21 protein-coding genes and 1 pseudogene are annotated in these 25,262 nt (G+C 46.9%); 10 read left to right on the top strand and 12 right to left on the bottom strand.

The features are described from left to right. The first annotated feature begins 349 nt into the window (after nucleotides 1-349). Nucleotides 350-7,534: a DUF4347 domain-containing protein gene (locus NIES593_RS10620; protein WP_073599551.1), complete on the top strand. Its 7,185-nt coding sequence runs from the start codon at nucleotides 350-352 to the stop codon at nucleotides 7,532-7,534. Here NIES593_RS10620 and NIES593_RS23530 read toward each other — a convergent pair. Continuing rightward, entirely contained in the window at nucleotides 7,531-7,719 is a 189-nt protein-coding gene (locus tag NIES593_RS23530) for a hypothetical protein (protein ID WP_139253676.1), read from the bottom strand. The two genes, NIES593_RS10620 and NIES593_RS23530, sit on opposite strands and share 4 nt — an antisense overlap. A gap of 12 nt (nucleotides 7,720-7,731) precedes the next feature. Here NIES593_RS23530 and NIES593_RS23525 point away from each other — a divergent pair, with 12 nt between their 5' ends. Then, a complete protein-coding gene (locus NIES593_RS23525; protein ID WP_139253675.1) occupies nucleotides 7,732-7,956 on the top strand; it encodes a hypothetical protein in 225 nt (74 codons plus the stop codon). Nucleotides 7,957-7,972: 16 nt separating this feature from the next. Continuing rightward, nucleotides 7,973-8,866, top strand: coding sequence for an alpha/beta fold hydrolase (locus NIES593_RS10615; RefSeq protein WP_073599550.1), 894 nt, complete (start codon nucleotides 7,973-7,975; stop codon nucleotides 8,864-8,866). Nucleotides 8,867-9,043: 177 nt separating this feature from the next. On the opposite strand, the gene NIES593_RS10610 is transcribed toward NIES593_RS10615, so the two are convergent. Further along, nucleotides 9,044-9,835 (bottom strand): ABC transporter permease, encoded by a 792-nt coding sequence (locus tag NIES593_RS10610; protein WP_425432535.1) that lies wholly within the window; start codon nucleotides 9,833-9,835, stop codon nucleotides 9,044-9,046. A gap of 285 nt (nucleotides 9,836-10,120) precedes the next feature. Between NIES593_RS10610 and NIES593_RS10605 the strand changes: the two genes are divergently transcribed. The 3 genes from NIES593_RS10605 to NIES593_RS25525 are packed head-to-tail and all read left to right on the top strand — an operon-like array spanning nucleotide 10,121 to nucleotide 11,173. Beyond that, complete coding sequence (locus NIES593_RS10605; protein ID WP_073599548.1) at nucleotides 10,121-10,603, top strand: DnaJ domain-containing protein; 483 nt, start codon at nucleotides 10,121-10,123, stop codon at nucleotides 10,601-10,603. Continuing rightward, nucleotides 10,599-10,940 (top strand): WD40 repeat domain-containing protein, encoded by a 342-nt coding sequence (locus tag NIES593_RS23250; protein WP_083602414.1) that lies wholly within the window; start codon nucleotides 10,599-10,601, stop codon nucleotides 10,938-10,940. Before NIES593_RS10605 ends, NIES593_RS23250 begins: the two co-directional genes overlap by 5 nt. Continuing rightward, nucleotides 10,859-11,173, top strand: coding sequence for a WD40 repeat domain-containing protein (locus NIES593_RS25525; protein ID WP_342747344.1), 315 nt, complete (start codon nucleotides 10,859-10,861; stop codon nucleotides 11,171-11,173). Before NIES593_RS23250 ends, NIES593_RS25525 begins: the two co-directional genes overlap by 82 nt. Nucleotides 11,174-11,258: 85 nt before the next feature. Here NIES593_RS25525 and NIES593_RS10580 read toward each other — a convergent pair whose 3' ends face one another. From NIES593_RS10580 to NIES593_RS10565, 4 genes are all read right to left on the bottom strand, one after another. Next, nucleotides 11,259-12,668 (bottom strand): NAD(P)(+) transhydrogenase (Re/Si-specific) subunit beta, encoded by a 1,410-nt coding sequence (locus NIES593_RS10580; protein ID WP_073599546.1) that lies wholly within the window; start codon nucleotides 12,666-12,668, stop codon nucleotides 11,259-11,261. After that, a complete protein-coding gene (locus NIES593_RS10575; RefSeq protein ID WP_073599584.1) occupies nucleotides 12,665-12,958 on the bottom strand; it encodes an NAD(P) transhydrogenase subunit alpha part 2 in 294 nt (97 codons plus the stop codon). Before NIES593_RS10575 ends, NIES593_RS10580 begins: the two co-directional genes overlap by 4 nt. Nucleotides 12,959-13,007: 49 nt before the next feature. Next, complete coding sequence (locus NIES593_RS10570) at nucleotides 13,008-14,156, bottom strand: Re/Si-specific NAD(P)(+) transhydrogenase subunit alpha (protein WP_073599545.1); 1,149 nt, start codon at nucleotides 14,154-14,156, stop codon at nucleotides 13,008-13,010. 290 nt (nucleotides 14,157-14,446) lie between these two features. Further along, entirely contained in the window at nucleotides 14,447-14,965 is a 519-nt protein-coding gene (locus tag NIES593_RS10565; protein ID WP_073599544.1) for a late competence development ComFB family protein, read from the bottom strand. A gap of 130 nt (nucleotides 14,966-15,095) precedes the next feature. Between NIES593_RS10565 and NIES593_RS10560 the strand changes: the two genes are divergently transcribed. Continuing rightward, nucleotides 15,096-15,437 carry a hypothetical protein gene (locus NIES593_RS10560; protein ID WP_073599543.1) on the top strand — a complete coding sequence of 114 codons (342 nt, stop codon included), beginning with the start codon at nucleotides 15,096-15,098 and terminating at the stop codon, nucleotides 15,435-15,437. Between the two features lie 10 nt (nucleotides 15,438-15,447). Here the strand turns inward: NIES593_RS10560 and NIES593_RS10555 are convergent, their stop codons facing one another. Together NIES593_RS10555 and NIES593_RS10550 are read right to left on the bottom strand one after the other, a co-directional pair. Further along, on the bottom strand, nucleotides 15,448-16,374 hold the full coding sequence (locus NIES593_RS10555; RefSeq protein WP_073599542.1) for a histone deacetylase family protein: 927 nt from the start codon (nucleotides 16,372-16,374) through the stop codon (nucleotides 15,448-15,450). Between the two features lie 659 nt (nucleotides 16,375-17,033). Next, entirely contained in the window at nucleotides 17,034-18,287 is a 1,254-nt protein-coding gene (locus tag NIES593_RS10550; protein WP_073599541.1) for an FtsX-like permease family protein, read from the bottom strand. 221 nt (nucleotides 18,288-18,508) lie between these two features. Here NIES593_RS10550 and NIES593_RS10545 point away from each other — a divergent pair, with 221 nt between their 5' ends. Both NIES593_RS10545 and cbiE read left to right on the top strand, forming a co-directional pair. Further along, entirely contained in the window at nucleotides 18,509-19,129 is a 621-nt protein-coding gene (locus tag NIES593_RS10545) for a cobalt-precorrin-8X methylmutase (protein ID WP_073599540.1), read from the top strand. A gap of 17 nt (nucleotides 19,130-19,146) precedes the next feature. After that, nucleotides 19,147-20,388, top strand: coding sequence for a precorrin-6y C5,15-methyltransferase (decarboxylating) subunit CbiE (gene cbiE, locus NIES593_RS10540; RefSeq protein ID WP_073599539.1), 1,242 nt, complete (start codon nucleotides 19,147-19,149; stop codon nucleotides 20,386-20,388). Here cbiE and pip read toward each other — a convergent pair. The 3 genes and pseudogenes from pip to NIES593_RS24080 form a co-directional block, all read right to left on the bottom strand. Further along, nucleotides 20,375-21,325: a prolyl aminopeptidase gene (pip, locus tag NIES593_RS10535; protein ID WP_073599538.1), complete on the bottom strand. Its 951-nt coding sequence runs from the start codon at nucleotides 21,323-21,325 to the stop codon at nucleotides 20,375-20,377. The two genes, cbiE and pip, sit on opposite strands and share 14 nt — an antisense overlap. 454 nt (nucleotides 21,326-21,779) lie before the next feature. Then, nucleotides 21,780-23,086 (bottom strand): annotated as a pseudogene (locus tag NIES593_RS25520) (alkaline phosphatase PhoX). Between the two features lie 37 nt (nucleotides 23,087-23,123). Beyond that, nucleotides 23,124-23,282 (bottom strand): hypothetical protein, encoded by a 159-nt coding sequence (locus NIES593_RS24080; RefSeq protein WP_175561098.1) that lies wholly within the window; start codon nucleotides 23,280-23,282, stop codon nucleotides 23,124-23,126. 105 nt (nucleotides 23,283-23,387) lie between these two features. Between NIES593_RS24080 and NIES593_RS10525 the strand changes: the two genes are divergently transcribed. Continuing rightward, the gene (locus NIES593_RS10525; RefSeq protein WP_073599537.1) at nucleotides 23,388-24,056 is read left to right on the top strand and encodes a YdcF family protein; all 669 of its coding nucleotides are present in this window, start codon (nucleotides 23,388-23,390) and stop codon (nucleotides 24,054-24,056) included. Nucleotides 24,057-24,060: 4 nt separating this feature from the next. Here NIES593_RS10525 and NIES593_RS10520 read toward each other — a convergent pair whose 3' ends face one another. Further along, the gene (locus NIES593_RS10520; RefSeq protein ID WP_217651870.1) at nucleotides 24,061-25,254 is read right to left on the bottom strand and encodes an HhoA/HhoB/HtrA family serine endopeptidase; all 1,194 of its coding nucleotides are present in this window, start codon (nucleotides 25,252-25,254) and stop codon (nucleotides 24,061-24,063) included. Nucleotides 25,255-25,262 lie beyond the last annotated feature (8 nt).

Below are 25,262 nucleotides of genomic sequence, written 5' to 3'. Positions count from 1 at the left end.
ACTTCATTTTTTCATATTTTTTTGAGGATAAATTTCATCTCTTTATTCAGCGCAACCATAGACGCGATCGCAATAATAATAAGTTGTCAAAAAAAGCAAACTAGAATCTTAACTTTTTTTATAATTATTCGCTGGAATAATACAAACATTCATTTATATAATCTTAATTGCATATTTGAAGTGCAAATTAAAATTCACAAATCTGGCTGACTCAGTCTTTTTAAAGCAATTGGCAAAAAATCATTTTGCGATCGAGCTTCAAAAAGGACTGTTGCGTGGCTAGCTTGGGTGAAGAAAGAGAGTTTTGATTGGTAATCCATAGTGTTTGAGCAATTGGAGCTATTACTACATGTTTTTTGTGGGTGAGACCGTTATCTTTATCGATTCTGCTGTTAAGGACTATCAAAGCCTAGTCAGCGGTATTGTTCCCGGAACAAAAGTTTTTATCCTCGACTCTGGCTCGGATGGAGTTGAGCAAATTACAAGAATTCTCAAGAAATTTTCTAATGTCGCCGCGCTTCACATTATCTCTCACGGCTCTCCTGGCTGCTTGTATCTGGGCAACAGCCAACTGAGCTTGGATACCCTAAACCGCTACAGCCAACAGCTTCAATCTTGGTCGTCTCCTAACCTTCTCCTCTACGGTTGTAACGTAGCTGCTGGGGATGCGGGCGACGAGTTTATTGAAAAGCTCCATCGCCTCACGGGAGCTTCTGTTGCTGCCTCAAGTACTCCCATCGGTCATCAAACCCTTGGAGGCAATTGGCATTTAGATAAGCGCCTGGGAGCCATTGCAGTTTCAATCCCTATTCGCGAGGAGGTTCGTAGTGGCTGGAAAGGCTTGCTTCAACAGCTTCTCATTACAGTAACGAGCGACCCAGTAGTTGCCCCAGACGGACTCTCGGCTACCTATCAGAATGTCGGTAACGTCAACGGCACCTCTGTTGATTTAAGGGGAACGATCGTCTCCGCAAATCCTTCAGGAGGGCTTACATGGACGCGGGCGACTAATCCTAATGATATTAGGCTCATAATCGATTCTGGCTCTACTGGAAGGCAAGTTACCATTCTCTGGGAGATCTTCGAGGCAGGGACTACTAACCCAATCTTTGCTAATACCACTTTTACGATTGCGGATTTAGATGGGAACAGCACGACCGATCCGATAGAAAGGATATCGGCTGCCCCAAATAGATACTCAGTCAATACCCCTACGAATTTAGTCGTGACCACTGTACAGGGTGTGGTACAAGCTCAGGGCAGTGCAAATGAGAACGGCGGACCTACGTCTGCAATCAATTATGAATGGGATAATGTCTCCTCATGGCAAGTCACGTATAACGCTATCAAAAATGGAGGACGTTTCTTCGACATAGACGGCAATTTGGAGTACGTCTTTTCTAACCCCGTAACAATTACCGTCCCTGTCGCCAATAACGATAATTTTTCCACGAACGAAGATAACTCGGTCAGTGGAAATGTTTTAGCCGATAACGGCAATGGTGCAGATAGCGATCCTAATTCAAATCCCCTGACAGTTACTGCGGTTAATGGGACTGCCGTTAGTTCGGGCACGCCTACCACGATTACCCTTGGTTCCGGCACTTCGGTCACGATGAATGCCGACGGAACTTTCTCCTACAATCCCAACAATGCTTATCAAACCCTCGCGGTTGGTCAAACAGCTACCGAGACGTTTCAATATACTATCTCGAACGGTGCGGGTGGGGGTACAAATACTGCGACAGTTAACGTTGCGATCGCGGGCGTTAACGATCCGCCCGTCAACAATCTTCAGAGTGCTACAGGGACTATTAACGAGGACAATCCTCTCACTTTCAACAGTGCCAATAGCAACCGGATTAGCATTACCGATGTCGATGCTAACTCCAGCCCAACAGTAACCCTTACTGCCAGTAACGGTATCCTGACGCTAGGCAGTACTGCTAACGTTACCGTCACTGGCAATGGCACGGACACTGTAACCGTCAGCGGTCCACTAGCAGATGTTAATAATGCCCTCAATGGACTTATCTTTACCCCAAGTCCCAACTTCAATGGTTCGGCTAGCATTCAAATCCAAACTGACGATGGCAACGGTGGCACTGATACCGACAGCATTGCCATCACCGTCAACGCCCAGCCCGACCCGCCCGCTCTCGACCTCAACGGCAGCGCCAGCGGTCAAAACTTCAGTAATACCGTTATTGGAAGCGGCATTGCCGTAAACATTGCCAGTCCTACAGAAGCGACGGCTACTGACCCCGACGGCGACGAGGTTCAAACAATAACCATTGCCCTGTCTGGCGTAGCCGATGGAGCTAATGAAATTCTAACCATCGGCGGAACAGCAGTTCCTCTAGTCGATGGCAGCGCTAGTGGTACGGCAGGAAATACGCCTATTGATATCTCCGTTAGCAGCAGTACGATTACTATTACCAAACAAGGCGGGGGGATTATTCCCAATGCCGATTTCACAGCTTTGTTGCGGGGCATTACCTACCAAAACAATAAGCCAACGCCAACAGATGGCGATCGCGTTTTCACTTTTACTGCCAATGACGGAACCGCAACCAGTAGCCCCGTTACCAGCACTATCAACGTTAGTGCAGATACCGATGGAGACGGCATTATCAATGTCAATGACCTCGACGACGATAATGATGGCATTCCTGATGCCGTCGAGCAAAATGGAGATCCTAACCGTGACACGGACGGCGACGGGATTATCGACAGTATCGACCTCGATAGCGACAACGACGGCATTACCGATCTACGCGAAAGCGGTCTGAGCGATGCTCAAATCGCAGCTCTCGATAGCAATAATGATGGAATTATAGACTCTGGCTTCGGAGCCAACGGTCTTGCCGATGCCGTTGAAACTACTTCCGACTCCGGCAGTCTCAACTATACCCTTGCCAGTAGCGACGGCGATGGAGTTCCAGATTTCCAAGACTTAGATAGCGATGGCGACGGTCTTTTCGATTTGCTCGAAGCAGGCGGAACCGATACCGACAATAATGGCGAGATAGATAATTTTAGCGACGGAAATGCTAACGGACTGGGAGACAGCGTCGATCCGAGTTCAGGAGGTACGCCTCTACCCGTGCTTAATACAGATGGCGACGGCGTAGCCAATTATCGCGACCTCGACAGCGATAATGACGGCATCTTAGATAACACCGAGCAAAACGGAGATCCGAATCGCGATACGGACGGCGACGGGATTCTCGACAACCTCGACCTCGACAGTGACAACGACGGCATTAGCGATCTCGTCGAAGCCGGCGGAGTTGATACTAACGGCGACGGAATTGTCGATAACTTCAGCGACAGCAACGGCAATGGACTGGCAGACAGCGTTGACCCAGCGGCGGGAGGAACAGCCCTGTCTGTGCCCGACACAGATGGCGATGGAATCAGCGATTTTCAAGACCTTGACAGCGATAACGACGGCATTGCCGATGTAATCGAAGCCGGCGAAGTTGATACTAACGGTGATGGAATTATCGATAGCTTCAGCGATAGTAATGGCAACGGATTAGCCGATGGCATAGAGGGATCTCCGTTGCCCGTCCCCGATACCGACGGCGATGGCGTCAGAGATTTCCAAGACCTCGATAGCGACAATGACGGCATTGCCGATCTCGTCGAAGCCGGCGGCATCGACGCTAACGGCGATGGCATTTTAGATAACCTCAGCGACAGTAACAGCGACGGGTTGGCAGATCTCGTCGATTCCAAAACGGGAGGAGTACCCCTATCCCTTCCCGATACCGACGGCGATGGAGTCAGAGATTTTCAAGACCTCGACAGCGACAACGACGGCATTAGCGATCTCGTCGAAGCGGGAGGCATCGACGCTAACGGCGACGGAATTATCGACAACTTCAGCGATAGCAATGGCAACGGATTAGCCGACAGCGTCGATCCAACCACCAATGGCACGCCCCTGTCCGCGCCCGACAGCGACGGCGATGGCATCAGAGATTTCCAAGACCTCGACAGCGACGGCGACGGACAGTTCGACCTCGTCGAAGCCGGCGGAGTCGATGCCAACAATGACGGCCAAGTGGATAACTTCAGCGACAGCAACGGCGACGGACTAGCCGATAGCGTCGATCCGGCAACAGGAGGGGTGCCCCTCAATCCCAACCTCGACCAAGACGGCAATGGACTAGCCGACCGCCTAGATAATGGAGACTTTGATAGGGATGGCATTCCCGATAGCGCCGACCTCGACGACGACAACGACGGCATTTTAGATAGCATCGAACAACAAGGAGATCCTACCAGAGACACCGACGGCGATGGGATTCCCGACAGTTTCGACCTCGACAGCGACAACGACGGCATTAGCGATCTCGTCGAGGCGGGCGGAGTTGATGCTAACGGCGACGGAATTGTCGATAACTTCAGCGATAGCAATGGGAATGGAGTAGCCGACAGCGTAGAAGGATCTCCGTTGCCCGCACCCGACACCGATGGCGATGGCGTCAGAGATTTTCAAGACCTCGACAGCGATAACGACGGCATTACCGATGTCATAGAAGCCGGAGGCATCGACGCTAACGGCGATGGCATTATCGATAATTTCATCGATAGTAACCGAGACGGTATAGCAGACAGAGTTAGCTCATCAACTGGAGGCACTCCCTTATCCGTACCCGATACAGACGGCGATGGCATCAGAGATTTTCGCGATCGCGATAGCGACAACGATGGCGTTGCCGATCTCGTCGAAGCGGGCGGAGTTGATACTAACGGCGATGGCATTGTCGATAATTTCAGTGACAGCAACGGCGATGGACTCGCAGATAGCATCGATCCCAAAACGGGCGGGGTGCCTCTCAATCCCAGCCTCGACAGCAATGGCAATGGACTAGCCGACCGCCTAGATAATGGAGACTTTGATGGGGATGGCATTCCCGATAGCGCCGACCTCGACGACGACAACGACGGCATTTTAGATAGCATCGAACAACAAGGAGATCCTACCAGAGACACCGACGGCGATGGGATTCCCGACAGTTTCGACCTCGACAGCGACAACGACGGCATTAGCGATCTCGTCGAGGCGGGCGGAGTTGATGCTAACGGCGACGGCAGAATAGATAACTTCAACGATAGCAACGGCAATGGTTTAGCCGATAGCGTCGATCCGGCTGCTGGAGGAACAGCCTTGCCCGTGCCCGACAGCGACGGCGATGGCGTCAGCGATTTCCGCGATCGCGACAGCGACAACGACGGCATTACCGACGTTATAGAAGCAGGAGGCATCGATGCTAACGGCGACGGAATTATCGACAACTTCATCGATAGCAACGGCGATGGACTAGCTGACAGCGTCGATCCAACCACCAATGGCACGCCCCTGTCCGCGCCCGACAGCGACGGCGATGGCATCAGAGATTTCCAAGACCTCGACAGCGACGGCGACGGACAGTTCGACCTCGTCGAAGCCGGCGGAGTCGATGCCAACAATGACGGCCAAGTGGATAACTTCAGCGACAGCAACGGCGACGGACTAGCCGATAGCGTCGATCCGGCAACAGGAGGGGTGCCCCTCAATCCCAACCTCGACCAAGACGGCAACGGCATCCCCGATCGCACTGATAATCGCCTTCCCGATCGAGACTCTAATCCCCCCCTAGTCCAAGCCGCAGACGATCGCGGCAGGGCGCTTAGGGATACGCCGATTTTCCTCAACGTTCTCAATAACGATGCTGAGGGACTAAGAATTAGCTCGATTACCAATCCAGCCAACGGGACCGTTACCATTAACGACAACGGCACGCCCAACGACCCTACAGACGACTTCCTCGTCTATACGCCCAATCCTGGCTTCACAGGCAGCGATAGCTTTAGCTATACCGCCAGAGATGCTCAAGGTAACGAGTTTACCGCTAACGTGGCTGTCGCCGTCAGAAATCCCTCTCCTGCCAAAGACGACAGTATTGCCACGCCGCCGAACGAACCCGTTAATATTCGAGTTCTCGACAACGATAGCAGGGGACTGAGGATCGGTTCGGTTACCAACCCAGCCAACGGAACCGTTACCATCAATGACAATGGTACTCCCAACGATCCCAGCGACGACTTTCTCGTCTATACGCCCAATCCCGGTTTTGAAGGGAAAGACGAATTTACTTACACCGCGATCGATGCGTTGGGCAATTCTTATGAAGCGATTGTTTCTGTCAAGGTAGACCCCAATCGACCCAATGCTGCCGATGACGATGTTTCTGTCATTCCTGGTGCAGGCATATTCATTAACGTCTTGGGCAACGACAGCGATCCCAACCGACAAGCCTTGCGCATCGTCAGCGTGACGCAAGGGCTGCGAGGGACGGTCAGGATCGATGACAATGGCACGCCCGACGATCCCAGCGACGATCGCCTTTTCTACGCGCCTAACAACCAGGGAGAAAGCGTTTTTAGCCTCAATCGATCGGGCAATCGAGGTCTATTCTCCATCAGAGGTAACTTCCAACCGTTCACCGATACCTTCTCCTACACCGTTAGCGATCCCGACGGTAACGAAGAAACCGCGACGGTCAACGTCAATGTAGCGCCCGAAGTGCGGCTCAAATTTACTCTCACTGAAAACCAGGCAGATTTAGTCAGCGAGGTAGGCTTCTTTGCAGTCGATGATGAAAACGGTACCATTGACGGCATTGCTCCGGGCGAAGCGGGTTACGTAGAGACGGCACTGCGATCGGGTCGCGTTATCTTCTCCTCCTTGAGTGGGTATTCCCAATTGTTCGGCGAAAATCCCACCCGCATCATGGAAGGCTTCCGATCTGACGACCTCCTGAATTTCTTCTTCGTACAGGATAGTACTGTCGATGCAACTCTCGCTCGCATCGATGCAGGCGAGATTCCCGATAACGTCTTCTTTGCTACGGCTGAAGCCAATAACGATAATTTCAACCATCTCGAAGTCGGTAAAGTCGAGGGTGCTTTCTCTCTCGGTTGGGAAGATCGCGGTCGGAGGAGCGATCGCGACTTTAACGACATGCGGCTGACCGTGGAAGTGACCGACAAACCCGTTCCCATCGGCAGTAAACTGCAAGGAGATGGTCAACGGGAACTGCTGGATTTGAGCGAGTTGACTGGGCAAACCTTGCAAGCTCAGATATCTATCTTCCAAGAAGCTTCCTACGACAATATTGTAGGTCTTTATCGCCTAGAAGATGCTACTGGAGCGGTGCGCGATCCCCTAACCGGCGCTTTGATAACTCCAGGTCAGCCAGGGTATGCAGAGGCGGCGCTAGCTCAAAATGTCGGTCAGTTTGACAAAGACACGACTTCTGCGACAGTCAATATTGAAGGCGGTATTTTCTATGCACCCTATATTCTTGCTGACGGTTTCCAATCGCAAGCTTACTTCCCCTTCCTAGCGTCAAATGCGGATGGCTTCGATCATCTGCGATTGCTCGGAGACAATACCTTCGGTTTCGAGGATCTCGTCAATGGCGGCGATGCCGACTATAACGATGCGGTTATCCGAGTCGCGATTATGCCTATCTAAGCCAGGATGAAGTTCCTAGCTGATAGCCAAAGTCCTCTTAAGAGGACTTTGGCTATCGTCATAGAATTGGTGGAAAGGTGCAAGCTTTGAGTATCGATGACAAGAGGCGGCTTCAAATGCGATCGCCGCTTCGATTTTTGGCAACGATCGCACAACTGCACAACTGGACTGGCAGTTAATACCATTTTCATTCATTAATGACACAGAGAGTCGATCTCTCTCACCCCCAACTCCTCTCCCTATTTGGGAGAGGGGAGAAGAATGCCGATCGCGAAAACCTGAAAATTGGTATAAGCCAATTCTCGTCAGCCTCTTGCATAATAAGAATAGACCTCCTGCTTTCAAGCACAAAATTTAATTTCCCTTTCCCAACTTCAGCAAGAAGTCTAATATCCGCGCGATCGCGCCAGGAAATTCTCTAGCCCTATCGAATCTTTTATGTCCTCAGATTACATTCTCTTTGCCCAACACGGATGGGCAGATACCAACCGCGCGATCGCTCAATTTGCCAAAAAAGCCTTAGCCACGCCAAAAACTCTCGTTATTGCTCCCAATCTGGGCTATTTGAAAACCTGGCTGTGGATCGAACCCCTCATCGAGCATGTCGCACGAGTTGCAATCGAGACAGTTGCCAGCTATCCCGACGCCTCCATTAGGATTGTCGGTCATTCAATGGGTGGCTTAATTTGGCTCGAAGTTCTCGATCGCTACCCGAAACTGCGATCGAAGGTAGAGTCATTAGTATTAGTTGCCTCTCCGGTGGGAGGAGCAGATCTTGCCCGCGCGATCGATCCGCTAGGCATCGGTATTGGCATCGCAAGGGATTTGGGCATCAATCGCAGAGCGATCGCGCAACGAATCGCCGCAAAAATTCCAACGCTAGTCATCGCTGGAGATATCGACAGCGGTAGCGATGGCACGATTGCCGTCGAGACAACTAAGTTCGATCCCGTCAAGTTTGTCTGTCTAAAAGGAATCTCTCACGCCGCCCTGAAAAATCATCCCGATCTAGTAGATCTCATTCGCGATTTTTGGGCTAATCCGCTCGTAACGGTCGCTCCAAAACCCGATTTCTCAAAACACTTAATTCAACGCTTGCAATCGCTTCCAGGGATGACGGATACCCATCCCAGAGATTTCTGGCGATCGAAGATCCATATCACTTTCAACAATGGCATTACGATTCGAACTTGGAACAATCCATTGCAAATCCAGCATATTTTTGTAGCCGATCGCGAGGAAAACTGTCTCTACAGCGGTTTCGTCGGTTGGCTGCACGACCAAGCTTTACGCATGATGTTAGCCGAGATCCAAAAAGAAGTTCATCAGTAACCAGTTTTTTGATTTTGGATTTTCGATTTTGGCGAAGCCGCCGCACGCTCCTTGAACCGCTTCAAGGAGAACGGCGGATTTTGGATTGGAGATGAAAGGATTTTAGATCTTGGATTGGGGATTAGTTAGTAGTTAGTGGTTAGTCGTTAATTATCTCCCCACACTCCCTAGTCCCTTTCAATCCTGCTGGTGGGAAAATTGATAAGCCCCTGCCACAGAAAGCGCGATCGCGGCAATCAGTAAGATAGGAAGGGAATACCAAGGGAATTGAGACAAGGAAGAATACGCCGCCGCACGCAAACCGACGCTGGTATAGGTTAGAGGCAGGCAATAGACTATTATTTTAAGGGCGACTGGCAAGGTAGTGGGATCGAAGAAGGTTCCACCTAAGAAGGACATGGGAACGATCAGAAAATTGTTGTAAAGTCCTACGCTTTCGAGAGACTTAACTCGCAATCCTATAATTACTCCCAACCCTGCGAAAACGGCACAATTGAGCGTTAGTAGCAACAAAAATAAAGGATTGAGAAAACTACCGATTTTTCCAGTAAACAGCACTGCCACCAAAATAACCGAACCCGAAGTCATCAGTCCCCGCGCGATTCCTGCCAACATTTTGCCAAGATGTAAGGCAAGCGGATGTACTGGCAGAAGCAAGATTTCCTCAAAGGTTTTAGTAAAAAGGCGTTCTCCGCAAATTGAAAAAGTCGTGCCTCCAAAGCTGATGGTCATAGAAGACAGCGCGACCATTCCTGGCAAAATAAACTCTAGGTAATTATCTCCTACTGGCGGTTTCATTGCGCGATCGAGGACGCCGCCCAATCCCAAACCGAAGGCGAAAATGTAAATTAAAGGCGAGATTAATCCCGTTGAAGCGATTTGCACGATGCGCGATCGCAACTTCAACCATTCTCCCCAAAAGACGGTTAGGCTATCTGCTAGGATCGTTGGTAATTGCGGGTCTTTTATCGGTTTGCTCGAATTATGGCTCAGTGGTGGTAACGGTTGTGATTTCACGGGTAATAGTCAATCTCAAATTGTTAATATTACTTAATATTTAACCAGAACCAAAAAAACTTTTTAAATTTTTGATCTTAATGACCTTTGCCAGAAGTCTATTGAGATGTTTCGCTTCGCTCAACATGACATTCTATACTTTTAGGATAACCGGTTAGGGTAGAGCGAGATCGGACAGATATTATTTTTCCAATTGTTGTAGTGACGTAAAAGGAGATTGCCATAAAACTTCCAAAAATGAGTCAATACCATTGGTACTACGAAATTCTTGGACTTATCCCAAATGCCTCTCCAGAAGAGGTTAAAAAAGCTTATCGCCAGCTTGCCAAAACTTGGCATCCAGATCGCTTTCCCAATAACTCTCGGGAACAAAAAGAGGCGGCAGAGAAATTTAAAAAAATTCTCGAAGCCTATGAGGTACTGAGGAATTATCAACCAAGCGTAAATTCTTCAACAACTGCGTCAACTTCAAAAGTTGGATCGAAATTTTCGACTCAGCGATCGACTCCCGAAACTCACTATCAAGAGGGAGTTAACTATGCCCAAAAAGAACTTTATCAAGACGCGATCGCGGAATTTTCTGTCGCCATTCGTCTCGATTCCAATTGTATTAAAGCCTATCAATATCGCGGCTTTATTTTCTCTAAATTAGGCTTTGAAAGAAGAGCTGAAGCCGATCTAAAAAAAGCAGCAGAATTAAAGTTAAAAAAGCAATATTGAGAAGTGTCCGAGCGATCGCAATTTTCTAGTCAGTGGCAGCAGCGATAAAAGTATTAAAATCTGGTATTTAAAAACTAAAAATGTTCGCACTCTCGGTAACTGGTTTTCTAATCATGCAGATGAAGTTTTGTCTGTAGCAATTAGTCCCGACGGAAAAACCCTGGTTAGCAGTAGTGCTGACAAAACAGTAAAAATTTGGCAGCTAAGTACGGGAAAAGAACTTTATGAACTGAGGGGATATTCTGCTGAAATTTCATCAGTTACCATCAGTCCAAATGGAACAATCGCGCGATTAAATTATGGGATCTGGCAACGGGAAGAGAAATTGCTACTTTAAGCGGACATACAGACAGAGTTTCTGCGGTTACTTTCAGTTCAGATGGGAAAACTTTAATTAGTGGGAGTTGGGATAAGACGATTAAGCTCTGGAAAATTAATAATACTCAAGAAATATGCACTCTCAAAGGACATTCAGACGAAGTTATGTCGATTGCGATTAGTCCAGATGGAAAAACAATTATCAGTGGCAACGCCGACTATTTTATTAAAATTTGGCAGCAAATTGATTAGTAAAGGCAACTGTTGTTGGTAGTTTCTGTTGCAAAAAGTAAAGATTTTTGAGAATAAAAAGGGCGGGGATTGCCCGCCCAAATCCTTAATTAGACAGATCTTTCACCTGCGCAACCAACTGAGCTACAACATCTTGAGCGCTGCCGAAGAGCATTAGAGTCTTATCCTTGTAAAATAACTCATTATCAACTCCGGCAAAACCTGTCCTCATGCTGCGCTTGATGACGATCGCATGTTGCGCCTTATCTACATCTAGGATTGGCATTCCGTAGATAGGGCTACTTGTATCGTGTCGAGCGGCTGGGTTGACAACATCATTCGCGCCGATAATTAAAGCGACATCGGTGCGATCGAATTCGGGGTTGATATCATCCATATCGTAGAGTTGGGTGTAGGGGACATTTGCCTCTGCCAATAACACGTTCATATGTCCCGGCATTCGTCCCGCAACGGGGTGAATGGCATATTTAACCTCTACGCCCATTTTTTCCAAGCAATCGGCAAGTTCTCGAACTCCATGCTGTGCCTGAGCTACTGCCATCCCATAACCGGGAACGATGACAACAGAACGGGCATAGCCCAACATCATTGCCCCTTCTTCAGGATCGACAGAGCGAACGACTTTATCCTGCTGCGCTCCCGATCCGCCAGCAACAACCGTGCCATCGCTACCAAACGCACCAAAGAGAACGTTGGTAAGAGAGCGGTTCATGGCTTTACACATGATTTCGGTCAAGATGATGCCAGAAGCTCCCACCAAAGCACCAGCGACGATGAGCATATTATTCGCCAAGATAAAGCCCGCCGCACTAGCAGCCAACCCGGAGAAGGAGTTCAACAGCGAGACGACCACTGGCATATCAGCGCCGCCGATGGGCAGAACGAACATAACGCCAAGTACCAGAGAAATCCCGACCAAAGTTAGGAAAACTGCTAGATTTTCTGGGCGAACCAGCAGGTAGCCGCTACTGACTAGGAAGCTAATGAGAAGAAAAGTATTGAAAGGCTGCTGGAAGGGAAAAGTCACAGGGGCGCCAGTAACAAGCTCTTGTAACTTGGCGAATGCCATGACGCTACCTGTAAACGTCACGCCGCCGATTAAAACCCCCAGAATGGCAATAATCGTAGCATCTAGCGGCACGGTGCCAGTGGTTTTGAGTAGTCGCCAAAATTCGCCGACAGAAACCAGTGCCGAGGCTGCACCGCCCACGCCGTTGAAAATCCCGACCATCTGGGGCATGGCAGTCATGGCAACTTTTTGGGCAGAAATTGCTCCAATCAGAGAGCCAATGACGATACCTACTAAAATCATCTGATAGCTCAGGATCGACTGATGGAGCAGAGTGGCAACGATCGCGATTAACATGCCGACTCCCGCCACTACATTCCCCTGACGAGCCGTGGCAGGCGAACCGAGTTGTTTCAAGCCCAGGATAAACAGAGCCGCCGCTGTTAGATAAGCCAGCTCGATCCCGGTTAATAAATAGTCGCTCATGCTTTCGCCTCCTTCTTCTTAAACATTTGCAGCATTCGGTCTGTTACCCAAAAGCCGCCTACGACGTTGATGGTTGCCAAAATGACGGCAATGAAGCCTAAAATCGTTACCAGGCTCCATTCCTTGGCTCCAGTCATGAGTAATGCCCCGACGATGGAGATGCCGGAGATTGCATTCGATCCTGACATGAGAGGCGTATGTAGCGTTGGCGGAACTTTGTTAATTACTTCAAAACCAACAAATGATGCCAACACGAATACAACGATACCTGTAAGTAATTCTGGACTCATAGACCCTTTCATTCCTTTGTCTGTCAATGATTTTGTTGTCCCTGAGAGGCTAAACGGGGATTGACAAAGCCTCGCGAACTCGCGAATTGCGAATTTCTCCTGCATGGGTCACACAGGCGCTATCGATAATGTCATCCGCAAAATCGAGTTTTAACTCGCCATCTTTGACGAGGTACTGCACCAAGGTCAGTACATTCTTGGCATACATCTGACTGGCATCAACGGGCACGGAAGCGGGCAGATTAATCGGGCCGATGATGGTAACGCCATGTTGCGTGACATCTTTGCCCGGTTCGGTGTAGGCACAGTTCCCACCTTGTTCGGCAGCGATATCCACGATGACAGAACCCGGTTTCATCTGAGCAACCATCGATTCGGTAACAATTAGAGGCGCTCGCTTGCCAGGAACCTGTGCTGTGGTGATGACGACATCAGCTCGTTTGACGTGTTCGGTCAGGACTTCGCGAACTCGTTCTTGGCTGGCAGTCGAAACTTCTTTGGCATAGCCACCGTCTGCCACCGCGTCTTCTTCTAAAGTAATGTCGATGAATTTAGCGCCGACGCTTTGGACTTCTTCTTTGACTGCCGGACGGATATCAAAGGCTTCTACCACGGCTCCCAAACGGCGGGCAGTCGCGATCGCCTGCAACCCGGCTACCCCTGCGCCGATAACTAATACTTTGGCAGGGGGAATGGTTCCTGCGGCGGTGGTCATCATGGGAAAGATTCTGGGCAAATAGGCAGCAGCTAGCAAGGTAGCTTTGTAGCCAGCAATATTAGCTTGAGATGACAGCGCATCCATACTTTGAGCGCGACTGGTGCGGGGAATTAGCTCTAGGCTAAACGCAGTAATTTGGCGATCGGCTAATTTTTTGATGCCAGCGGGATCGCCTAGCGGATCGAGCATTCCGAGTAAAGCTGCCCCGGGTTTGAGCCAATTAATTTCTGGCTGTCCGTCTCGTTCGCTGGGAGGGGAAACTTTGAGCAGGAGATCGGCTTCTCCCCAAAGTTGGGCAGGATCGGCAATTAGTTTAGCGCCAGTCGCTTCATAGGCAGCGTCAGAGAAGTGCGCTCCCGCACCCGCTCCAGTCTGAACTAAGACTTCAAAACCTCCTTTGACTAATCGAGCGACGGTATCTGGTACTAACGCCACCCGAAATTCTCCAATTTCAATTTCTTTGGCAATAGCTATCTTCATGGTTTTTCCTTTTTTTGACAGATCGATTCATCTCCCTTCTTTTAAAGACGAGAAGAAAGGAAATTTTGGGTTATTAAGCTACTCCTCTCACCATACAAGCTAAACCGATAAGCTATAGTTATCTCACTTTCTGAAACTAGGGTTTCACGATTAATGGTGGCTGAAAGTTCACACGCAACTTTTTTATAAAGGATTAATTTTTCTGGAATTGAGTTATGAAGATCGATAAAAAGCCACCCCTAACGACGGAAGTGGCTTAGTAAAAAAATAAAAATTTATTTAAAACTGGATTAGCTTAGCGATTGAGTTTCGCTTTCATCAATTTCTTTTTTGACGGCTTGACTGACAATTTGCTTGACTATTTTGATAAGTTCGTGCCAAGAAGCATCGTTGCGAGGAATTTCGCTTTGATACATCCAAAGCCAATCTAACAGCTCTTGTAGGGCTTCTCTAGCTTCTTGGATTTCCTGGCGTTCGGGCGGCAGAAGCGGCGTGGAAAATCTAGCGGGGTCTTTCCGAACCACTTCTAGCGCTTCGCGAACAGTGGCTGTAATTAACTGTTGCATTTCTTTTTGACCCCGTTGTTTTTGCCAAGCTAAACCTTCTTCGCTCGAAGCGTAGAGAGAGGGCAAACGATTGAGAGCATAGGTTGCTACCTCGACTTGATTGACTAACTCTTTGATTTGAGCCGAACAAGGCTCTAGTTGTTTTTTGATTTCTTGGGCAACTAGCAACTCCATCGCGTTTTTGTTAGACTGCGAAACGACGCGCTCGGACTGAGAAGCCAGATAATCTAAGATTGAATCCATCGCTCGAATGATTTTTTTATGTCACATTAGCGTTAGTATGCCCGAAGCGAGGAAAAAAATTGCGATCGCCAGCGATTTCTCTTCCCAGCCAAGCTTTTAGCTACCCTAAAAAATTTGTCAGATAAAAATCATGCTAGATTTTATATCGGTTTTGAATTTTTCCCACCATCATTGCATTGCCATCTGCGCTTTTCTCGTTCCAGCCAATCTGCTGATAACTTTACAAACTTTAGCGATGGTTTTACTGACTCGCCCTCAATCTCATATTCGTTGGTCGGTAGCGATCGCGGCTTGCTTGGCTTCGATCCTAGTCCTGCACGTGGGAACTTGGTTTGCCATCGGGGTTGTTACCCCCGTCACGTTTATTTTGCTGGGATTGGCGAGTACTTGTTTGACTCTAAACCTTTGGACGGCTAACTATCCATCTACTTTCCAACGCTTGTTGAGAATGGCTCCGAGCATATTAACGTGAATTGTTTTGGTTACGAAGGTACTGCCAAACATTGCTGGTAAATTACTTTAGCGGCTCGATGCACGAGCGAATGCCGAGCGACTAATCCTTGGAGATCGTCGGCGTATCCCCCGCCAATGACGCAAGCAACGGGGCAGCCAGCTGCCAAACAGGTAGTCAAAACCTGCATTTCGCGGCGATAAATTCCCAGATCCGTTAGGGCTAATTTCCCCAGGCGATCGCTCGCATGAATGTCTACGCCAGCATCGTAAAACACCAAATCGGGTTGAACTTGGGAGAGTACATCGGGGAGATATTTAGCCAGGACGTGTAAATAGCCGTCATCATCCAAACCAACGGGTAGCGGCACGTCGAGATCGCTTTTTTGCTTGTTATTGGGGAAATTCGCTTCGCAATGCATCGAGAAAGTAAAAACGCTGGGATCGTCTTGAAAGATACAAGCCGTTCCATCGCCTTGATGAACGTCTAAATCGACAATGAGGACTTTTTTGACCAGTCCGAGTTGTTGCAAGACGCGAGTTGCGATCGCCAAATCGTTAAAAATACAAAACCCCGAACCATAACCCGGAAAAGCATGGTGGGTTCCCCCTGCCGTATTGCAAGCCAATCCATATTGCAAAGCCAGTTGAGCTGTCAGAATCGTTCCGCCGACCGCAACACAAGTCCGATTGGCTAAAGCGGGACTCCAAGGCAACCCGATGCGGCGCTGTGCCTTCGGATCTAGCGTTCCCTCGCAATAGGCTCGCACGTATTCTGGTAAATGTACTAATTCAATTAACTCCCGCGACGGGACTTCTGGATGGTAAACGCAGTCGAGTTGAGCGATACCGTCGGCGAGTAGCAATTCGTAAAGGAGTTTGAATTTAGACATCGGAAAGCGATGTCCCTCTGGCAATGGCGCAACGTAGTCTGGATGGTAGACGATCGGTAAACTCATTCTTACAGAAAATATCAACTAAATAATATTAAATCCCCTAGTTGAGTGACAAAACTCAAATTGCCCTCACCCCAACCCCTCTCCCAGAGCGGGAGAGGAGCTTTAAACTTAAAACTTTTGCCTGAAGTCCCTTCTCCCCTTATGGGAGAAGGGATTTAGGGATGAGGGGACAAAGATTTGTCACTCAACCAGATTAAACCGTTTAATCGATCGTAATCTGTAGTGCAGTGCGCTCATCGTAGCGTGCGCGTAAGCCCATACGCCTCGCTCGCTTGTCATGCCTGCTCGAACGCGAGCTAGATGCGAATCGTCCCGGGGAGCCGAAGCGAAGTGTTGCCCCCAGCAATAGCGAAGGGGATAGCGAAGGACTTTCGCGCTACTTATTGTGTTTGTTCAACCTCAGATCTTGCATCTTTGGCATCAACGCCTAGAACTCAAGTTCTAGGCTCAAAGCTCAACTCGATTAAAATCGACTGAAATTTCTATTGGGTCTTCTTTAGAGGACTTTTTCGATCGCACGGAAAATTCATTACAACAACAGTTGTTGAGAATGGTGCAAGATCTCAGTTCAACCGGATTTGATATAAATTGTAGGGTGGGCAAATATGCCCACCCTACACGTAGGGTTTTGAAGTGTCTCTACTAACCACTAACCAGGATTAGCCTTTGAAAACCATCGCGGGGTCGATTCGCGTTACTTTGCGAATGGCGAGAAACGCAGAACCGATGCACATGGCGACGATAATACCAAACACGCCAACTGCCGCCCCCGGAGTAATCAAAATGATAATTCCCTGTTCGGCGACGGCTGCGCTCAAACCCAAACAGATCAGCATTCCTGGGATGTAGCCTAAAACTGCCATCCAGATGGATTGCTCTACGATGACCCCGTAAAGCAGTTTATCCGACGCGCCGATTGCTTTGAGGGTACCAAATTCTTTAATATGTTCGGATACGGAAGAATAAAGAATTTGACTCACGACGACCATGCCGACGATTACCCCAACTGCCGCTCCGATGCCCAAAATCACGCCAACGCCCGTGCGAACTTTCCAGTAATCTCTCGTTTTTTGCGACATCTCTGCCTTAGTATAGGCAGTCGTTCCGGGGATTGTTTCTTGCAGGCGCTTTTTGAGCGCTTCCATGTTTTGACCCCGTTTAGCTTTTATCAAAATATAGGTAACGGGGTCGGTTAAGCTCAAGGCTTTGAGTGGAGGCATCTGCGACTGCTTAGTTTCGGCATCAGAAGCCTTCTCATAAATTGTCGTACAATCGAACTTTCCGCTTTCGTTTGCCTGACAGTTAACCCTAGAGGTATACCCAGCACTCATGTAGGTATTGACATTCTCAAGAGATGTAAAGACAAACGGAGACGCTACTAAAGATTGAGTATTCTCGGTAACTGCGTCTACGCGAGCAGGCAAGCTGCCGATTTTACCCATCTGACCGATGGAGTTGATGTGTAGTTCCTCTATGCGACTTCCTTCTACCATGATAGTGTAGGGGTTAGATACCGCTTTTAGGTTTCCTTGCGTAATATCTCCTGGCTGAAAGAGTGTCCCGTTTGGGTCGAAACCAATGATGCGCACGGAACTACTTTCGGTACTGTTGGCTGGATACCATCTCGACGTAGTAAGAGTAATAGGTTCTGCCCGTTCGACTCCTTCTACTTGTTTTGCCTCTTCTAGTTGTGCGTAGGTCAATGGTTCTGTATACTCGAATTGAACCATCCGATCGGAAGTTAGCCAGATGTCTGCTTTCGAGCGATCGATGAGGAGGGCTGTAGAGCGAGAAAAACCGTTGAGAATGCCTGTTTGGATTGTTACTAGGCTAACGGCAAACATGATACCTGCCTGGGCAACTAAGAAGCGAGGCAAGTCTTCGAGTAGGTTCTTACGAGCAATGGATACCATAGCAGATTAGAGGACTATGTTTTTGTGCGCCTGCTGAAAGATTCAGCGGATTGGGGTTGGGTTTCGGAACTTGACGAAGTTTACGTAATATTTATTTTTATTATTTCCGAATCTATTAAGTTATGTAACAGCGAGTGGGACAGTAATTAGAGTGTCAACTGGGCAACTGAATTCCAAAAATTTTCCAGTAAAACGCTATAAATCCTAAAAATCGGAAGATTATGAGCGACGGGGAGCGGTTAAATCATCCCATTCTCGAACAGAGTTTTGCGATTATCGACCAAGAGATTGGCAATCATAGCTTAAATTCTTGGGAATATGCGATCGCCCGTCGGGTTATTCACACCACCGCTGATTTTGAATTTGCCGAGTTATTAAGATTCAGTACCGACGCGATCGAATCCGCTATTGCTTGCCTGCGCCGTAAAGTGCCCATCATTACCGATGTCGGCATGGTTAAGCAGGGTATAACAACCATGGTAGCAAAAACTTTTAATAACTTTCTGATAGCTGCTGTAGAACAGGTGTCCGTAGCAGACGCAGGCAAAACCCGTACGGAAACGGGGATTTTAAGATGCTTTGAGCAATACCCCCAGGGAATTTATGTGATTGGTAATGCACCCACTGCCTTACTAGCATTATGCGATCGCATTTCTGAGTCAAACCTTAAACCAGGATTAATTATTGGTGCGCCCGTGGGATTTGTTTCTGTGGTAGAGTCGAAACAAGCTTTGGCACGGCTGAGCGTCCCCCAAATTCGAGTAGAAGGACGCAAGGGAGGATCGTCCGTTGCTGCTGCAATTTTAAATGCGTTATTAGTGCTAGCGTGGGAGAATTTTTAATTATTATAAATTAAATAATGATAGAAGTTGTTGGAATTGGATTAGATGGAGCGACAGGACTATCAGAGAACGTTAGAGAGATTGTAGAAAATGCAACTTTATTGGTTGGAAGCGCTCGCCATTTAAGTTATTTTCCCAAACATCCAGCTAAAAAATTAGTTTTCGGCAATTTTCTTGAAGTCATTAAAGAAATCCAACAGCATGTAGACGAACGAGTCGTCATTTTAGTTAGCGGCGATCCTTTGTTTTTTGGATTGGGACGATTGCTATTAGAAAAATTTTCATCAGAACAATTAAGATTTCATCCCCACCTTACGTCAGTACAATTAGCCTTTAATCGCATTAAAGTTCCTTGGCAAGATGCAAAAGTTATTAGCGTTCACGGACGGTCTTTAGAAGAGTTAACCCCTCTGTTACAACAAGGGGTTGAAAAAATTGCTATTTTGACAGATGAAAAGAATAATCCAAGCGCGATCGCTCGTTTTTATTTAGGGTTGGATTTGCCGACGCGATATGATTTTTGGATTTGTGAAAATTTAGAAGATTCTCAAGAAAAAGTTTCTCAGTTTTCAGCAATAGAATTAGCCGATTTACCAGCTAATAATTTTACCGATCTCAATATCGTTATTCTACTGCGTCAGTCTGAGGAGAAAGAACGACCATTAAATGTTGAAAATCTACCTTTATTAGGATTGCCAGATAGCATATTTCTAAATTTTCAAGATCGACCTGGATTAATGACCAAAAGAGAAACTCGTCTCTGTATTTTGGGAGAATTAGGATTAAAAGACGGACAAATTATTTGGGATATTGGTGCTGGGACGGGTTCGGTTTCGATTGAAATAGCTCGTCTGTGTCCTTCCTCGCAAATATATGCGATCGAAAAAACAGCAATGGGAATTAATTTGATTGAAAAAAATTGTCTACGCTTGCAAGTTTCTAATGTTATCCCAATTCATGGAAACGCACCAGATCTACTAACTGATTTACCAGAACCCAATCGGATTTTTATTGGAGGTAGCGGTGGGAATTTACTTGATATTTTAGAAACGTGTCAAAAAAAAATAGCTTCTGATGGGATTCTAGTGTTAGCTTTAGCAACTTTAGAACATTTAAATAGTAGTTTAGTTTGGTTGCGCGATCGCGATTGGAGTTATCGTTTATTACAAGTACAAATATCCCGTTCCGTTCCCATCGGAAATATGACTCGTTTTTCTCCATTAAATCCCGTCACGATTATTACGGCTAGGTTAAATTAGCAAACTTATCTGTAGCATCTAATAAAGCACTGCGAATTCCTGGTTCTGTCATAGAATGTCCGGCATCGGGAACGACGATAAATTCTGCTTCTTGCCATGCTTTATGTAGTTCCCAAGCTGTTATCATCGGACAAACTACATCATAGCGTCCTTGCACGATGACTGCTGGGATATGACGAATGCGATCGATATTTTCTAACAGTTGATTTTCACTTTTAAAAAAGCCACCATTGACAAAATAATGGCATTCAATTCTGGCAAATGCATCGGCAAATTGATTTTCTCCAAATTTTTGAATCAGATCCTCAGATTGAAAAAGTTTACTCGTACTTGCTTCCCAAATCGACCAAGCACGCGCAGCTTGCATTCTGATTTCTTCGTCTTCGCTAATTAACCGTTTATAGTACGCCGAAATTAGATCGCCTCTTTCTTCAGGAGGAATGGGTTTAAGATATTCTTCCCAAGCATCGGGAAAAATATTACTGGCACCTTCTTGATAAAACCAAAACAATTCTTTTTTTCGCAGTAGAAAAATCCCTCGTAAAATTAATCCCTGACAACGTTGAGGATGAGTTTGACTATAGGCAAGAGACAGCGTACTCCCCCAACTCCCTCCAAAAACTACCCATTTTTCAATTCCTAAATGTTCGCGCAGTTTTTCGATATCGCCGACTAAATCCCAAGTAGTATTTTCCTGCAACTCAGCATGAGGCGTACTTTTTCCGCAACCCCGTTGATCGAAAAGAACGATTCGCCATTGTTGGGGATCGAAATATTGCCGATAAGTAGGATCGATGCCACCACCCGGTCCGCCATGAAGAAAAATAATGGGTTTTCCTTGAGGATTGCCTGTCTGTTCAAAATAGATGGTATGTAAATCGGAAACTTTTAACTTGCCTTCATTGTAAGGTTCGATTGGTGGATAGAGTTCTCGCATCTTTTCTATTCGTGTATGTTACTTAAAATTAACCTTATCTAATACCAATTTTCATTAGTTGTAACCTACATCACAAGAAATGGTAGGTTGAGTTGAGGTAACGAAACCCAACGAAAAATAAATATGTGTTGAGTTTCACTGTCGTTCAACCCAACCTACAAAAGCTGTCATTTTTTTTGAAAAGTAGTATAATTAAAGTCTATTCATATTTTGTCATTAATTAGTTGTAAAAATTGTAGTGCGTTCATCGTAGCGTGTCCGTTAGGACATACGTCCCGCTTGCGACCAAGATGGTCGCACTACATTAAAAATAGATATTCACAAATCAAATAAGATTGTTATATTACAGTTTGCTATATTTTTGCTTCATGTTTTAATCATTTATTTAGCTATTAAAGATGTTATTATTTTCGAGCGTCTTGCTTGGCGCATTCCTCGTTAGTTATCAAATCTTTTATGATTGATTCCACTCCCCCCAAATTGCCAGAGTAATTCCAGGATCGTAAATATTAACAAACATAGTTTTCCCGTCGGGAGCAAAACAAATTCCGGCAAATTCGCTATTATTAAAAGCATTGCGAGCAAAATGATAGTATTCCCCTTCGGGGGTAATTCCTACTAAGAATTGTTCGCCCAATCCATCTTCACAAACCATCAAATGACCGAAAGGAGTCAGGATTAAATTATCGGGATAATCCAAGACTTCCATTCCTGGCGATTCAACAAATAATTCTACCGTTTTAGAAGCAAGATTGTAGCGAAAAATTTGCCCTGCTCCTGCCTTTCCTCCGTTGGTACAAGTCCAATAAATTTCGCCATTTCCAAAACAAATTCCTTCCCCTCTCTTAAAAATAGCTGCTCCTTTCGATTGTGCTTCATAGCGCAGCGTATCTTCTTTGGGATCTACCTCTTCAATTTTGACCCACTCTACTTTTTTAGGTTTGCCCATCGGAAAATCGAGGCTAGTATTTACCGCAGGCATATTTTTGATAACTAAAGCTTCTAAAATTCCCCCTGCTTTTAAGTTACCATTTTGCTTAGGACGAAAGCGATAAATACAGCTATCTTCTCGATCTTCGGTTTGATAAATATAGCCCGTTTTTGGATCGACTGCGATCGCTTCGTGTCGAAAACGTCCCATTGCGACAAGAGGAATGGGTCGGCAATTTTCCCATTAGCAAAAACCTCAAAATTATAGCCGTGTTTGATAGATTCTGTTGCCGAATTGCTGAGATCGTAAAATTGTGGCGCTAAATCGTCTTCTTCACAACTAATCCACGACCCCCAAGGCGTTGCACCCCCAGAACAGTTACGATTCGTACCAGCAAGAGACACAAATTCTTTAATGGTTTGACGATCTTTATCCACAATCAAAGTCGTCGTTCCCCCACTCGATCGCCGATCGTATTTATTAGTATTTTCTGTCATAACTGCGGGAGTTTGTCCGGGATCGAGTTCGTGATTGCGGACTAAAATTGTTGCTCCATTTTTGCCAGGAAAAGCTGCCATGCCATCATGACTGGTTGGCACGGGATTACCATCGCTCATCAGCTTTCCCGTTTGCGAAAGAATGCGATATTGAAATCCTTTTGGAAGATCTAAAATCCCATTGGGATCGGGAATCAGTTCGCCAAACCCTTTAGCCAATAGAGATTGACCTGTAGTTGCCCTTACATAATAATTTCTCAGAAGAGAAGCTAAGGCAAAAGTAGCAGCACCTGCACCCGCTAAAGTTAAAAAATTTCGTCGAGATAAAGCCACAGTTTTTTTCGGAGATTCTTTGAGGTCGAAAACTAAACTATATTAATATGCCTAAATTAATATGCCTAATTGTTCGCGCAATTGACTGGGTATTGCCGATAATACCAATTTTCAGGTTTTCGCGATATACATTCTTCTCCCCTCTCCCAAATAGGGAGAGGGGTTGGGGGTGAGGGCGATCGACTATCTGTGTCATTAATGAATGAAAAATGGTATAGCTACACACGATCGCGGTCTTACAAGGTCAACAGAAGTGTAACGATGGTAAAGTTTATCTTGGTCACTTCTGGTTATTGTAATCGTGAAAAAGCTGGATTTGCGCCGCAAATTAGCTCGCAAGCAACGAAAAAGACTGCTCAAAGTAGTCGCGATCGTTATCTTAGGCGCGATGCTAGCTAGTTTGTTATTCAATATTGCCGTGCGATTGCCAACCAATGCCTCGAAACCCGTAGATGCCGTGTTGGTACTGGGGGGTAGTATCCAACGAGAAATTCATGCAGCATGGTTGACAAAGGACTATCCAGATATTCCCTTCTTAATTTCTCATGGTTCTGACGATCCCTGTATTTTATTCATTTTTCAACGAGCGGGCGCTAGATTGGAGCAAATTTGGTTGGAAAGATGTGCCGATTCAACTTTTGGCAATTTCTTTTTCAGCGCGCCAATTCTACGTCGCTGGAACGCTCACAAGGTTAAATTAGTTACTTCTGGCAGTCATATAGAACGGGCGGAATGGATGTCCAAAATTTTACTAGGCGCTCAAGGAATGGCAGTCGAAATAGATCCTGTCCAAGAAAAGGGAGTTCCAGGCAATCGAGAGTCAACACTGAAAACCACATTAGATGTAACTCGCAGCATAGTTTGGTCATTTTTTAGCCAATTGATTCAGCCACCTTGCTTTGATGTCAAAGAGTTGGCGAATGTCGATTTACAAGTGTGGAAAGAAAAAGGATATGCCTGTGAGCGTTAGGAAATTAGTTTTCTTGCTCCGCCGGAAACGCACCGGGTTCGACGGTCAAGGTTTTCGTGTCGCCATCTCGATTGACCTCGACTTTTAGTGTCGTTCCAATTTGGCTCTTTTCGACTTGTTCTTGTACGTCAGCAGCCGTAGCTACCTTTTGACCGCTGACTCTCTCAATAATATCTCCCGCTCGAAAACCCGCCTTTGCTGCGGGCGAGTTCGGGACGACGCGGATGACTAATACACCTCGCTCCGCAGTGATATTTAAGTTGAGTTCTTTATCTCGATTGAGTTCTTCTCGCAATTCGGGAGACAGCGTAACCATATGGATTCCCAGGTAAGGATGATCCACTTTTCCTTTTGTAAACAGTTGTTCGGCAATTCGCTGGGCGGTTTCGATGGGAATAGCAAAACCCAACCCTTGAGCGTCTGCCCGAATCGCAGTATTGACCCCGATCACTTCGCCTGCGGCGTTGAGAAGGGGACCGCCAGAGTTACCGGGATTGATCGCGGCATCGGTTTGGATGAATCTGACTCGTTTGTCGGGGACGCCGACATCGCTGCTAGAGCGACCCAAAGCGCTAATAATTCCCACCGTGACGGTATTATCTAAACCTAAAGGATTGCCAATTGCGATCGCCCATTCTCCCGGTTGCAAGTTTTCTGCATTGCCAAGCGTCACGGTCGGTAAGTCGCTGGCATTAATTTTCACCACCGCTACATCGGTCACCTTGTCTATTCCCACTACCTGACCATCATATATCTGACCGTCTTTGAGCGTTACCTTAACGCGAGCTGCGCCTTCGACTACATGTGCGTTAGTGAGCAAGCGTCCGTCGGCGCTAAGAATAAATCCCGATCCCGTTCCTCTCTCTATATATTCTCTGGGAATCGGCAAGTCTTGACCGAAAAATCGTCGGAAAAAGGGTTGATCGAACGACTCCGGGACTTGTTGGCTCACCTGACGGGCTGCATCGATACGCACGACGGCGGGTCCTACTTTTTGTGCTGCCCTGGCAATAAAGTTTAAATTCTCTTGGGATGCCGAACCCGATGGAATCGGCAAGGCTTTACTAAAAGCGGTGGGAACTATCTGGGGCGTTTCTTGTGTCTGTTTAGATTGTTGGGAGAGTAAGTAATAACCTCCTCCTACTCCTGCGCCCGCGCCGATCGCTAGCAAACTCAAATATACGCCTAGCCGTTTCATAGATAAAC

This window comes from Hydrococcus rivularis NIES-593 (genome assembly GCF_001904635.1).
GTDB classification, from domain to species: Bacteria; Cyanobacteriota; Cyanobacteriia; order Cyanobacteriales; family Microcystaceae; genus Hydrococcus; species Hydrococcus rivularis.
This window is presented reverse-complemented; position numbering and strand designations above follow the sequence as displayed.